Genomic DNA, 13818 nt, shown 5'->3' with positions numbered 1-13818 from the left:
TTGTTAGATAAAGTAAATATATTCGTGATGCTTTATTATACATTTTTCTGTAATAGTGCAAAAAAGACATCACCAGCTGTTTTCGATTTGACAATAGAAAAGTGTGTTAAGATTTCGGTGTCCAGTTTCTTTGGTGCCTCAATATAAATCAGTGTTTTTTCTGATATGCATGCGTTGTTACTAATTGCGATTAAGGCGCTTTCAAGCAAGTCGCTGGCAAAAGGCGGGTCAAGGAAAATAATATCATAACCTTTCGCGCGATTAAGGCATGAAATAGCATCATCTTGCTTGATGGCTGTATTGGTAAGATTAAAAGCTTCACAATGCGCTTTAATTTGATGCAGTGCTTTTGGTGATTTCTCAAGAAACAGGCAGTGTTTGGCACCTCGGGAAAGTGCTTCAAGTCCCAAAGCGCCACTGCCGGCAAATGCATCCAGACAGTTAGCATTAATAACATATCCCATTAGCCAGTTAAATACGGTTTCTCTAATGCGATCTGCTGTCGGGCGTAGTCCATCAATATTATCAGCAAAACTGATTTTTCGTCCCTTTAGTTTTCCTGCAATAATGCGTAATTGATTGTTATATGCGGTGGGCTTTTTTGTTGTCATTATTCTTTCATTTTCCAAAATAGCACAATGAGAATACTTAAAAATAATATACTTGGAATGGCGGCACCCCAAAAAGCCGGTAGGTTATATACGAGACTAAAGGGGCCAAAGGTTTGGTTGATAATATAAAATGAAAAGCCAAACAGCATGCCAATAATAAATTTATAACCAATAGCGCTTGAACGCATTGAACCTAAAGAGAAGGGGACGGCAATAAGCATTAAAATTAATAACGATAAAGGTTGGAAAAAAATTTGCCAGAACTTTAGCCAGATTCGATTAGCGCTTTGTTGGCCTTCTTTATTTGCTTTGATGTAATCAATCAATTCATTAAGATTTAGAAAATCTGTGTTTGAGGTGATAATTTTTAACAAAGATGGTGGCAAAAGATTTTGCCATTGCTGTAATTTATCGGTTTTTGTGACAATGTTATCCGATTTAATATCAGTGGTGGTAATGTTGCTAACATGCCAGACATCGTCCTGATACACAGCAGTTTGGCCATGCGAAATACTCTTAAGCGTATTATTATCAATTTTGTAACGTGTAATATTTGATAAAGTTCCATCAGTGTCATTTTTGCCAACATGAATAAAAGTATCACCTTCTCGTATCCACAGTGATTGTGTGTCATATAATACAAGCGTTTCATTACCACCTGTGGCAAGTGTTTTATTTACCTCGGCCTTTTTTTGGAAATATGGCGCGAAATAAGCACCTGTTAAAAAAGTGAATATCGCCAAGATGCTGGCAGCCAAAAGTACCCCTTTGGCAATCTGGGTGATGGACTGCCCTGCGGCACGCATAACAATTAGCTCACTGTTGTTTGCAAGTAGACCCAATCCCATCAACCCGCCTAAAAGGGCACAAACAGGCATGATAAGATAGATGTTAGCAGGGGCGTCATACAAAACATATAAAAAGGCTGTTAATGCAGTGTAGCTTCCTTGGCCAATATTCTTTGCTTCTGAAATATAAGTAAAGATAAAGAAAATAGATGTTAAGGCCAGGATCATGATAAAAGAGGTATAAAGCACGGTTGATGCCACATAAAGTGTAAGCTTTCTCATGCTTTTTCTCCTTTAAAGCCAATTGCGCCGTTATAACGCTTTAAGACAATAAGCATAATACCTGCAAAGACAATATGAACCCACCACAAACCAACCCAGGCGGGGATGGTGCCATTAATTATCCAGGATTTTGACAGTGATAAAAAGTTAAAGTAAATAATAAAAATAAGCAAAGCAGGGATGATTTTGCTATAGCGGTTTTGTCGAGGGCGCATTTTGCTCATGACAAGTGCGATAAGCATCGAAACAAGAATTGCTAAAGGAAAGCTTAATCGCCATTGAAACTCTGCTTTGTATTGTAAATTATCGCTGCTAAGAAGTTTTGAGGTTGGAACAGAATCAATAGATGTATTTGTGCCAAGGGTGACTTTACCAGAGATAAACTGTTCTGCTTGCTTAAAAGTACCTTTTTGAACTTCAGCGCTACCTGATTTCACTTTGTAATAAGCACCATTTTGAAGGATAAAATACTGATTATCATCAGGCCGTGTCTCTGCAAATCCTGTGGGTGCAGTCACGATGACACTGCCCTGGTTAGGTTGTTGCTGATAAATAAAGATATCATGCATCGTGCCATCGCTATCAGTGGATTTAGTGTAAACAACTTGTTTACCATCGTTAAAGGGGATGATTTTTCCAGGTTGAATAAAACTGACAAGCGAATCCTTTGTTGTCGTTTTTTGTACCAGAAAATAACTTTGATCCATCTTGGGCAAAACAAAAAGTGTTAGGGCACATTCAATCACAAAAAGGCTTACTGCTGGGATTAATATGATTTTTAGTATACGAAACCAGCTTGTCCCACAAGCAAATGTAACGGTAAGCTCATTGTTAGAAAAAAGCTTCCCATAGACCAGTAAAATTGCAAAAAAGAAGCTGATGGGCAAAAGGTAAGCAATATACTTTGGCAGCATGACTGAAATATATTTAAAAATAGCGTTGGCTTCAATATTGCCGCCAGATACAATAGAAAGATAGCGGACAAACATGTTGCTGATAACAATAATAAGGAGAATAAAAATAATCGCCATCATCGTGTTCATCAGCTCACGGTTTAAATAACGCAATAAAATCAATGGATCACCTTTATATTGTCTTAAAGCACTGCCCTAAAAACAAAACGCCGTAAAGCAATTTACAGGTGTATAAGTTTTTTAGCTTCTCAATGCTTTGACTGTTATTCACTTTTTGGATTATTTTACAGGAATATGGCAAAAAAACAGTGTTTTTATCATAATCTTTTTCAATAGGGCAAGATTTTTGTCCTGTTAATAAGATTACAACCGATAATGCTTGCGAATAAAGGGAATTTTGTGTATTTTATCACAAGTTGCAAATGACACTTACTGCTGGTTGAAACAGAAGGCTAGTATGTTAAGTGATGCTTGCCTGCTTATTTTCCAGGGGCGCTTCATTTGCTTGTTAAAGTCGCCATCTTGAGCAGGGGCTTGGTGGCAATGTGGTATAGACTCGGTCTTGTGTTGAATTCAAAATTATAATGTAGAGAAATATGATTATCACACAGAATGTTTTCTTAATTGGTCCTGTGGGTGCGGGAAAAAGTACAATTGGTCGTCAATTAGCAAGTGAGTTAAAGCTTGATTTTGTTGATTCAGATCGAGAAATTGAGCAACGCTGTGGTGTTGATATTGACTGGATATTCGATATAGAGGGAGAAGAAGGTTTTCGTAAAAGAGAACAAGAAGTTTTAAGTGATCTGGCAACACGTCAGGGGATTGTGCTTGCAACCGGCGGTGGTGCAATCTTATTGCCTGAGAACAGGACTTTATTGTCTTCACGTGGTAAAGTTGTCTATCTTCAGGCATCAATTGAGCAGCAGCTAGAAAGAACCGCCAAAGATAAGAAGCGCCCATTGTTGCAGGTTGATGATAAAGAAGCACAGTTAAAAAAACTGCTGGCTGAACGTGAGCCCTTATATCAGGAGATTGCGGATATTACAATTGAAACAAGTGAAACAACAGTGCGCAATGTAGTGCAAAAAATCACTAACCTGTTAATGGAAGAGGCAGTGTGATTAATAAAGTCTTGGTTCATCCAAAAGGTAAGCCAAGTTATGATATTGTTATTTCTGAGAAAATAGATTTTTCTTATCTTATTCCATATAGCCAAAATAAACAGGTGCTTGTCGTAACCAATAAGACAGTTGCACCACTTTATCTTAAGATGCTTTCACAAGCGATTCAACCATACACTAAATGTCTGAATTTCTGCATTTTAGAAGATGGTGAGATGTATAAGTCTGCCAAAAGCTTAGATAAAATATATGAAGTCTTGTTAGAGAATAATTATACAAGAAAATGCGTTTTAATTGCGCTTGGTGGCGGGGTAGTTGGTGATATCACTGGATTTGCAGCTGCAACCTATCAGCGTGGTGTTGAAGTTCTTCAGGTTCCAACAACACTTTTGGCGCAAGTAGATTCTTCTGTAGGTGGGAAAACTGCGATTAATCATAGATTGGGTAAAAACATGATTGGTGCTTTTTTTCAGCCAAAGATTGTTTATACAGCGACAGAAGTATTAAAAACCTTGCCAAAGCGTGAGTTTATTGCAGGGCTTGCTGAGGTGATAAAATATGGATGTATTATTGATGAAGCGTTTTTTTATTGGTTGAAATCACATCATTTGGATATTATGGCACTCACACCAGATACGATTAGCCAGATGATCGCAAAAAGTTGTGCAATCAAAGCTAAAGTCGTTGCAATGGATGAAATGGAGGCGACAGATATAAGGGCATTACTGAATCTTGGTCATACATTTGGCCATGGTATAGAATGCTACCAGCAATACCATGGCCTTAGGCATGGAGAAGCAGTGGGGGTCGGCATTGCAATAGCGGCGAAGTTCTCACATTATCTTGGTTATATTAATCAAAGTACGGTTGATGAAATTGTGCGTTTATTGCAACTGTTTTCTGTGCCGACTGATCTGCCAGAAGATATTAAGCCAAGTGCATTAATTGCTGCGATGAAACGCGATAAGAAAAACATGAGTGATAATATTACGTTTGTGTTATTAGATAAAATTGGTCAGGCAAAGGTTGATCGCTCTATTTCGCTTGATATGTTGCAGACTTTTTTACAAGACAATAAACAAGGCTAGCAGTCTTTAACTAACTAGTTTTTTCATCTTACACTCCTTGTATGACATGTGGTAACAGGTGATCCTCTATAAGTCTTGAGGGGTCTGCTTGCTAATATTAAGATTAATCCGTATAACTTGTTGATGAAACATTACTGTTAGAGCCAATCCAGTCGGTATGATAGAACTCACCGCGTGGCTTGTTCACTTCCTCATAGGTGTGTGCACCAAAATAATCGCGCTGTGCTTGTAAGAGATTTGCAGGTAGTCTTTTTGTAGTAAAGCTGTCAAAGAAGCTTATCGCTGCAGTTATTGCTGGCATTGGAATTCCAAAGGTAATTCCTTTTGCTGCAATATTACGTACACTTGACAGTGATTGTTGAATTAAGCCTTTAAAATAGTCATCAAACAGTAAATTCTCAAGCTGTGGGTTGTGGTCAAAGGCGGCTTTTATCTTTTCTAAAAATACGCTTCGGATAATACAGCCTTCTCGCCACATTAAGGCAATATCGCCATAATTAAGTGACCAGTTATGTACTTTTGAGGCTTGCTGCATTAACATATAACCTTGTGTATAAGAGATGATCTTTGCAAACAGTAAAGTCTGCTGCAGATCATGTAATATTTCCGAAGAAGCTTCAATTGTCTTATGCTCTTTTTCTCCATAGATTGTTTCAGCATGCGTGCGTGCAGATTTTTGTGCGGATATATAACGTGCAAAGACACTTTCAGCAATAAGGCTTACAGGTTCACCTAATTCAAGCGCATTAATTGCTGTCCATTTCCCTGTACCTTTTTGGCCAGCGGTATCCAAGATACGATCCACAACATAGCCATGTTCATCTGTAAAATTAAAAATATTTGCCGTGATTTCAATCAGATAACTGTTAAGGTTTGTTTGATTCCATCTGCCAAATGTATCAGAAAGTTCTCTATTGCTCATGCCAAGCACTTGTCTCATAAAATGATAGGCTTCGCATATTAACTGCATATCACCATATTCAATGCCATTGTGTACCATTTTCACAAAATGCCCAGCACCACCGCTGCCAACCCATTGACAACAGGCTTCACCTTTTAATGTTTTTGCAGCAATCGCCTGGAATATGTGTTTAACGCTATCCCAGGCCTCTGTCATACCGCCTGGCATTAATGAAGGCCCAAATCTTGCGCCTTCTTCACCGCCTGATACACCAACGCCAAGATAGTTAATACCTTTTTGCTGCAAGTTATTAACACGACGTTCAGTATCGTTGAAGTTTGAGTTGCCACCATCAATGATAATATCACCTTGATCAAGATGCGGCAATAATGCATCGATAAATTGATCAACAACTTCACCGGCCTTTACCATAAGCATTACTCGGCGAGGTTTTTTAAGTTTGCTCAGCATATCTTCAATACTATTGGCGCCAACAATATTTGTGCCTTTAGCATTATTTTGTAAAAATTCATCAACCTTTGAAGTTGTTCGATTAAAAGCCACGACTTTAAAACCATGGTCATTCATATTAAGGATCAGGTTTTGCCCCATTACGGCTAAACCTACAACAGCAATATCCGCGAATTCTACGTTGTGCACGCAGCGCTCCTTTTATTCATCATCTCATCTTGCTTTGCATTGTAATGTTTTATTGATACAAGATAAAGCGATATTGCATAAATTCAGTCTGTTAGCAAGCACTTTATCTTAAGGTAGATAAAAAATCACAGCGAGCAAAACCCTTAGAAAATAGTTCAAACCATGGGGTTTGGGTGTTAAGATAATGCATATTAAAAAATAGATAAAATAGATAAGGCATGGCCATTTACGTATATAATTCATTGACCAATCAAAAGGAAGTCTTCAAGCCGATACAACCAAATAAGATTCGTATGTATGTTTGTGGTATGACGGTTTATGATGATTGTCATATTGGTCATGCAAGAACAAATGTTGCCTTTGATGTCATCGTCCGCTATTTTCGTTTTCGTGGATTTGATGTGACTTTTGTACGTAATATCACAGATGTTGATGATAAAATTATCAATCGTGCGAGAGAAAATAATGAAACAACTGACCAGTTGGTTGCTCGCACAATCGAGAGCATGTATGAAGATTTTGATCGCTTGAACATCTTGCGCCCTGACTTTGATCCACGCGCAACAGAAATGATTGATGAAATGTGTCAGATGATTCAAACCCTGGTTGATAAAGGATATGCATATAAGGCGGATAATGGTGATGTTTATTATCGGGTGAAAAAATTTGCAGAGTATGGAAAGCTAAGTAAGCAAAACTTAGATAATCTTCAGGCAGGTGCGCGCATTGAAGTTGATACATACAAAGAAAATCCATTGGATTTCGTGCTTTGGAAGGCTTCTAAGCCTGGTGAGCCCAGTTGGCCATCACCTTGGGGACAAGGAAGACCTGGTTGGCATATTGAATGCTCGGCAATGTCAAAAAAAATACTTGGTGCGCACTTTGATATTCATGGTGGTGGTTCTGATTTGCGTTTTCCACACCATGAAAATGAAATTGCGCAATCTGAAGCAGCGAATCATTGCGCTTTTGCAAACTATTGGATGCATTCAGGAATGGTACAGGTTAATGCTGAGAAGATGTCAAAATCACTGAATAACTTTTTTACAATTAAAGATGTGCTCAAACAATATCATCCAGAAGTCATTCGTTTTTTTCTCGTCTTTGGGCAATATCGCAGTGAGATTAATTACTCTCAGGAGAATTTAGTGCATGCAAAGGCGTCAATTGAGCGCTTATATACAGCAATACGTGGACTTGAGATCACTGATGATATGCCAAAGGATGCCGATAAATACCTTGATGCGTTTACCTCTGCCATGGATAATGATTTTAATACGCCTGAGGCAATAAGTGTTTTATTCACATTAGCCAAAGAGGTGAATAAAATGCGTCAGATGAATATGTCAGATGCTCGTTTGTATGCGAATTTACTACATAAACTGGCCAGCGTATTAGGGCTTTTAAAACACGATGCACAATCATATTTTGCCGATGTGACAAAAGAAGGTGCGATAGAGGTGGCAGAAATTGAAACATTGATCAATCAGCGTTTGACAGCAAAAAAACAAAAAGACTGGGTGAAGGCGGATGATATCCGAAACACGCTTGCTGAGTATGGTATTGTGTTGGAAGATACACCTGATGGCACAACATGGAAAAGAGGATAACTATGCAAACATCATTTGAAGCAGAAATTAATGTTGATGCCTTAGCTGGCGATTTAGAAACAATTCGTGATTATCTACGCTGGTCAACCAGTCGCTTTACCGAGGCAAACTTATACTACGGGCATGGCACGGATTCAGCATGGGATGAGGCAGTTCATCTAGTGTTGCAGGCTGTTTATTTGCCGCTTGATATCGATGAACGTATTTTAGATGCGAAACTTACACACGTTGAGCGGCAGAAAATTATCAAATGGGTTTATCGCCGTGTGGTTGATCGTGTGCCATTGCCTTACCTTACTAAAGCGGCATATTTTGCTGGGATGAAATTTTACGTTGATCAGCGTGTGATTATTCCACGCTCACCTATTGGCGAGCTTATTCGAAATGGCTTTACCCCTTGGATAAATGCACAAAAAATACATCGTGTTTTGGACTTGTGCACAGGAAGTGGCTGTATTGGTATTGGGTGTGCTCATATCTTTGATCATGCCAAAGTGGCACTAAGCGATATATCTGAAGAAGCATTAGAGGTTGCAAAACGCAATATACAGCTTCATGAAGTAGAGGACCGTGTCAGCGTGGTGCAATCTGATTTATTTGAAAATCTGGGAGAATCAAAGTTTGATTTAATCATTTCTAACCCGCCCTATGTGGATGCGGAAGATTTATCAAGCATGCCTGCGGAATATTTAAAAGAGCCTGCTTTAGCACTTGGATCAGGTGAAGATGGGCTGGATATTACAAGACGTATTTTAATACAAGCGCCTTTGTATTTAACTGAAAATGGTGTGTTAATCGTAGAAGTTGGAAACAGCCAGTATGCACTGCAAGAACAGTTTCCTGGCGTACCTTTTACCTGGCTTAGTTTTGAAGATGGTGGTGATGGTGTGTTTTTACTTACTTATAAGGAGCTTATTAAATACCAATCTGAATTTGAAAAAGGTTTGAAGTAATGGCAGGAAATACCTTTGGAAAACTCTTTAGCATCACAAGCTTTGGTGAGAGTCACGGCCTGGCATTAGGTGGTATTATAGATGGGTGTCCGCCAGGGATAGAAATCAGCGAGCAAGAAATACAAAAACAGCTTGATCGGCGAAAACCAGGGCAATCAAAATTTACCACTCAGCGTAAAGAACCCGATGCGATAAAAATTCTCTCGGGTGTCTTTGAAGGTAAAACAACAGGCACACCTATCGGTCTTTTAATTGAAAATTGTGATCAAAAGTCTAAGGATTATGGCGAAATAAAAGATAAGTTTCGACCAGGGCACGCTGATTATACCTATTTTCATAAATATGGGCTTCGCGATTATCGCGGTGGTGGTCGTTCATCTGCCAGAGAAACAGCAATCCGCGTTGCTGCAGGTGCTATTGCGCAAAAGGTGTTGAAAGTGAAATTAGGCATCGAAGTTTTTGCCTACGTATCACAAATCGGCGATGTAAAGCTTGATTATAAAGATCATGCATTTATCGACCAAAATCCGTTTTTTTGTGCTGACCCTGATAAAATCCCCACACTTGAGTCATTAATGCAAAGTATTCGAAAGCAAGGGGACTCAATAGGTGCCAAAGTTGATGTGATTGCAAGAAATGTACCAATAGGGCTTGGTGAGCCTGTATTTGATCGTCTTGATGCTGAAATTGCACATGCATTGATGAGTATTAATGCTGTTAAAGCCGTGGCAATTGGTGATGGATTTGATGTGGTTTGCCAAAAAGGATCAGAGCATCGTGATGAAATGACAGCAGAGAATGGATTTTTAACAAATCATGCCGGTGGTATATTAGGAGGGATTTCATCAGGCCAAGCGATTAAAGCAAGTATTGCATTTAAACCAACCTCAAGTATTTTAATTCCTGGAAAGTCGGTAAATACGGCTGGAGATACGACTGAAGTAGTAACCAAAGGGCGGCATGATCCATGTGTTGGTATTCGAGGTGTTGCAATTGCTGAGGCAATGCTTGCACTTGTCTTGGTTGATCATTATTTGCGCCATAAAGCACAAAACCAATAGGAGGAATGGTTTGTCACCAGAGCATATTGCCTTAATTCAAAGCTGGGGATATTGGCTGATGTTTGGTGCAGCCATTATTGAGGGCGAAACATTTCTTGTATTAGGGGGTGTTGCCGCAGCAGCAGGGATGTTGGATCTTAGCTTGATCATTGGGTTATCCATTATTGGGTGTATTTTACATGACAGTTTTTTCTTTTATTTAGGACGGTTTCTGGGGCCAAAAATTTTAATGCGTAAACCAAATTGGCAGCCAAAAGTGGCAAGAATTAGTTATATGCTAAATAGATATGGATTTTGGCTTGTACTGGGATTTCGTTTTGCGTATGGACTTAGAACCATCATTCCTTTTGCGCTAGGGCTGTCTAAGATGTCAAATATACGCTTTTTTATATTTGATTTGATTGGTGCGATTATTTGGGTATTGATATTTATTCTAGGTGGTTATTATTTTGGTAGTGCAATCTATTTATTATTGGATAAATTATCATTGACAAGTTTTGCGAAAGAACATTGGATCATCGCAACAATCGTGTTATTTGCAGTGATTTTTGCTATTATCTACATGATTATGTATTTTCTTAAAAAGCATGGTTATCACAACGATAAATAAGTAAGGCTATATGGAAGAAGTAAATCTCATTATTGAGTCAAAGCAGCAGGCACTGGATGTTTATTTGCCTTTTGTCAAACAAGGCGCAGTGCTTGTGCATGTTGTAAATTCGCTTGAGCTAGGTGAAGAGGTTATATTAAATATCAGTTTTCCTGAGCTTAAAAAAGAAATGCGTTGTCAAGGAAAAGTGGTTTGGGTCTCTGCTAAAACACTCCAAGGCAGGGTTAACTTTGGTATCCAGTTTTTTGGTGAAGACTGTATAAGTATGCAGCAGACGATTGAAAAATATTTAACCGGGCATTTGAATGATGAATAAGAATAACTTTGTGAAATAATATGGCAAAAGTAAAAACAGCTTATAGCTGCCAGTCCTGTGGTGCGATGAGTTCGAAATGGCAAGGCCAGTGTCCTGAATGCTTGGCGTGGAATACATTAATTGAAAGCTTGCCTTCTATTCAATCACATGGTTATGCTGGTAGCGTTGCTAAGGTACAAAAACTCAATGAGGTTTCTTTGGCAGAATATCCGCGTATTATCACGCCATTTGCTGAGTTTGATCGTGTTGCAGGTGGTGGGGTTGTTCCTGGTTCTGTAATATTGATTGGTGGGGATCCTGGTATTGGTAAATCTTCTATTTTATTGCAGATTATGGCAGTGTTATCACAAAGCTATCATTGCCTTTATGTCACAGGTGAAGAGTCTTTGGAGCAGGTTGCTTTGCGTGCTAAAAGAATGCAATTGCCAAATGATAAGCTTATGATGATGAGCCAAACACATATCGAAAGTATTTGTCAATATATGGAAAAGCATCGCCCGCAAATCATGGTGGTTGACTCAATCCAAACCATGCAAATCCAGGCATTACAATCTGCCGCAGGTGGTGTGGCGCAAGTCAGAGAGTCTGCAAGCATGTTAACACAGGTTGCGAAAAGGCTAAATATCGCCGTTTTTCTAGTGGGACATGTGACCAAATCTGGTGAGGTTGCAGGGCCCCGGGTGCTTGAGCATATTGTTGATACCGTGATTTTTATCGAAGGGCAAAGTGATGGCCGATATCGAATGATCCGCGCGATGAAAAACCGCTTTGGTGCGGTAAATGAATTGGGCGTTTTTGCGATGACTGATAGAGGAATGAAGGAGGTCAAAAACCCATCGGCAATATTTTTAAACCGTGCGCAAGATGATATTTCAGGCAGCGTGATTATTAGCATTTGGGAAGGCTCAAGACCCATATTGGCTGAGATACAGGCACTTGTTAATGAAAATGGCTTTGGTCAGCCAAGAAGGCTTGCCGTTGGGCTTGATCCCAATCGTTTAGCAATGCTTTTAGCAGTAATGCAGCGTCATTTATCGGTGAATTTAAATGATTATGATGTGTTTATGAATATCGTTGGTGGGATTAAAGTTACCGAGACAAGTGTTGATTTAGCCATTATTGCTGTGATTTTATCAAGTCTTTACAATAAGCCGATTGCAAAGGATTGCATTATTTTGGGTGAGGTCGGCTTATCCGGTGAAATTCGTCCAGTGCCTTATGGTATTGAGCGGATTAATGAAGCAAAAAAACATGGCTTTAAACACGCGATTGTCCCATTAGATAATATGCCTAAAAAAGAGATTGGTATCAAGGTAACCGGTATTACAAAGCTTGCAGAAATTAAAGATATTTTGGTTTGATTTTTAAACAGGTATGAGTAAGGATTTAAATGTTATCTCACACATTCAAATTTACCTAGCAATAAAATTATCTGCTAAGTTAAAAAGCTTTCGCCACAAAAATCGGTATTTTCACTGAAAATTTATTTGTCTTTATAAAGTAAAATAATCACAAAATTTATTTAAGGGTAATCGTGATGTCAAATTTCGTACATTTTTATTGGGCTGGCGGAAAAATTCCGTATATGGTGAAGAAAAATATTATACACTGGGCACAACATCTAAAAGACACAGAGTTTGTACCTGTCTTGTGGACAAATGACTCTGTGTTTAAAGAAATGCAGACGCAAATAGAGTCCGAAAAAAATAAAGCGACGCTTACAATTGGCGACCCAGTTTATCACTTATTGGTAAAAGAAAATAACATCAAAAGAAACACTATTGAAAAATTGAATAAAATAACTGATTTAAAATCAGAAGGTAAACTTCTTTGGAAGCCTCACTCCAGTTTGTTAGATTCAGGAAGGAGTTGCTATATAATTATAATTAATGCAGAAACATATCTTAATGAAATCGCAAATCGTGATAACTCCGGCAAAGTTTTAAAAGAGAACGTTGAAAGTATCAAACTCTGTTATCAGTTAGCCAATGAAAATAAATTATTTGCTTTAATGAAGGATAAGTTTATTCCATTTATTATTTCCCACTTTGGCGGTTTTTATTTTGATGCAGATATAAAGCCTAAACTAGAAACAGCATTTTTTAAAAACATGGCGGATGTTATAGGTCTTGATACAAATAATAAAATGGAATTTAATGTATTAGGCGGTAAAAATCCGTTATTATACAAATTATTAAAATTTGACAATGACGATGATACTCCCGGCGTTTTGGATAAATCAAATGTGCTTCATGAAGACGTTGGATTTTATTTTTGTCCCAATCCTACAAAAATAAAAGATCCGAGTGGAAATTACATTAAATTTCTAGAAAGCGATACCGAAAAGTTAAGTTTATTGAAAGATTTTAAAGAAGGCTTAGATAGGTATACTGAATTGTCAAAATTAAAGAAAGATCAAAACAAAGAAAAAGGCATACTCGATATTTCTAAAGAATGGATCGATTGTTACGGTCAAGACAAATATGATGCTGCCTTTAACTTATACGAAAAATCAGGGAGCTTGGTAATTAATGAAGACTCAATAGAGAAGATGCTTTATGAGTGCGCCAAGCAAAGCTAAGGCAATCAAGCTGGACAATCCAGCCCAGAAAAAGGCTAGCCACCAGTCTGGAACCGAACTACACATAATGCAAGGTAACGAACATTATGAAGCTGTAGTAAGGGCGGTCTATCAGCCACAACGCAAGTGAAGGTATTGAGCCCCGTAATATATCATCGTCGCACCTGATCAAGGTTTTCATTTGCCTGAAATCAGCACTACGCAATACGTAAAGGCGAGTATGCGTGGAGGTGCCGGGGTCTGAGTCCGTAGCGGGTCGATGAACTGATATCTTTGGAACGTGGGAGAACCTTGCTATTTCTTGATGCTTATCTTGGAGCCT

At 38.5% G+C, this 13818-nt stretch carries 14 protein-coding genes; 10 read left to right on the top strand and 4 right to left on the bottom strand.

The window, feature by feature from the left end:
- Positions 1-35: 35 nt before the first annotated feature.
- The 3 genes from rsmD to lptF are packed head-to-tail and all read right to left on the bottom strand — an operon-like array spanning position 36 to position 2757.
- Positions 36-611, bottom strand: a complete 576-nt coding sequence (rsmD, locus tag DNK84_RS06685) for a 16S rRNA (guanine(966)-N(2))-methyltransferase RsmD (RefSeq protein ID WP_119343772.1) — start codon at positions 609-611, stop codon at positions 36-38.
- Entirely contained in the window at positions 611-1681 is a 1071-nt protein-coding gene (gene lptG / locus DNK84_RS06680; protein WP_119343771.1) for an LPS export ABC transporter permease LptG, read from the bottom strand. Before lptG ends, rsmD begins: the two co-directional genes overlap by 1 nt.
- Complete coding sequence (gene lptF, locus DNK84_RS06675; protein ID WP_119343770.1) at positions 1678-2757, bottom strand: LPS export ABC transporter permease LptF; 1080 nt, start codon at positions 2755-2757, stop codon at positions 1678-1680. The genes lptG and lptF overlap by 4 nt, the downstream gene beginning before the upstream one ends.
- A gap of 434 nt (positions 2758-3191) precedes the next feature.
- On the opposite strand from lptF, the gene aroK reads away from it, so the two are divergent.
- On the top strand, positions 3192-3716 hold the full coding sequence (aroK, locus tag DNK84_RS06670) for a shikimate kinase AroK (RefSeq protein ID WP_119343769.1): 525 nt from the start codon (positions 3192-3194) through the stop codon (positions 3714-3716).
- Positions 3713-4804, top strand: a complete 1092-nt coding sequence (gene aroB, locus DNK84_RS06665; RefSeq protein ID WP_235826845.1) for a 3-dehydroquinate synthase — start codon at positions 3713-3715, stop codon at positions 4802-4804. The genes aroK and aroB overlap by 4 nt, the downstream gene beginning before the upstream one ends.
- Positions 4805-4907: 103 nt before the next feature.
- Here aroB and gnd read toward each other — a convergent pair whose 3' ends face one another.
- The gene (gnd, locus tag DNK84_RS06660) at positions 4908-6365 is read right to left on the bottom strand and encodes a decarboxylating NADP(+)-dependent phosphogluconate dehydrogenase (protein WP_268876898.1); all 1458 of its coding nucleotides are present in this window, start codon (positions 6363-6365) and stop codon (positions 4908-4910) included.
- Positions 6366-6589: 224 nt separating this feature from the next.
- Here gnd and cysS point away from each other — a divergent pair, with 224 nt between their 5' ends.
- From cysS to DNK84_RS14280, 8 genes are all read left to right on the top strand, one after another.
- Positions 6590-7975, top strand: a complete 1386-nt coding sequence (gene cysS, locus DNK84_RS06655) for a cysteine--tRNA ligase (protein WP_456236413.1) — start codon at positions 6590-6592, stop codon at positions 7973-7975.
- Between the two features lie 2 nt (positions 7976-7977).
- Entirely contained in the window at positions 7978-8928 is a 951-nt protein-coding gene (gene prmB, locus DNK84_RS06650) for a 50S ribosomal protein L3 N(5)-glutamine methyltransferase (RefSeq protein WP_119343767.1), read from the top strand.
- The gene (aroC, locus tag DNK84_RS06645) at positions 8928-9989 is read left to right on the top strand and encodes a chorismate synthase (protein ID WP_119343766.1); all 1062 of its coding nucleotides are present in this window, start codon (positions 8928-8930) and stop codon (positions 9987-9989) included. Before prmB ends, aroC begins: the two co-directional genes overlap by 1 nt.
- 10 nt (positions 9990-9999) lie before the next feature.
- Complete coding sequence (locus DNK84_RS06640) at positions 10000-10599, top strand: DedA family protein (RefSeq protein WP_162902278.1); 600 nt, start codon at positions 10000-10002, stop codon at positions 10597-10599.
- Positions 10600-10609: 10 nt separating this feature from the next.
- Positions 10610-10915, top strand: a complete 306-nt coding sequence (locus DNK84_RS06635; RefSeq protein WP_119343764.1) for a PilZ domain-containing protein — start codon at positions 10610-10612, stop codon at positions 10913-10915.
- Positions 10916-10935: 20 nt separating this feature from the next.
- On the top strand, positions 10936-12276 hold the full coding sequence (gene radA, locus DNK84_RS06630) for a DNA repair protein RadA (RefSeq protein ID WP_119343763.1): 1341 nt from the start codon (positions 10936-10938) through the stop codon (positions 12274-12276).
- A 176-nt stretch (positions 12277-12452) separates the two neighbouring features.
- Complete coding sequence (locus DNK84_RS06625) at positions 12453-13496, top strand: hypothetical protein (RefSeq protein ID WP_119343762.1); 1044 nt, start codon at positions 12453-12455, stop codon at positions 13494-13496.
- Positions 13474-13626, top strand: coding sequence for a hypothetical protein (locus DNK84_RS14280; RefSeq protein ID WP_162902145.1), 153 nt, complete (start codon positions 13474-13476; stop codon positions 13624-13626). Before DNK84_RS06625 ends, DNK84_RS14280 begins: the two co-directional genes overlap by 23 nt.
- Positions 13627-13818 lie beyond the last annotated feature (192 nt).

This window comes from Facilibium subflavum (assembly GCF_003574485.1).
Taxonomy (GTDB): domain Bacteria; phylum Pseudomonadota; class Gammaproteobacteria; order Francisellales; family Francisellaceae; genus Facilibium; species Facilibium subflavum.
The sequence above is the reverse complement of the archived record's forward strand: the minus strand, read 5'-3'. Positions and strand labels throughout refer to the sequence as shown.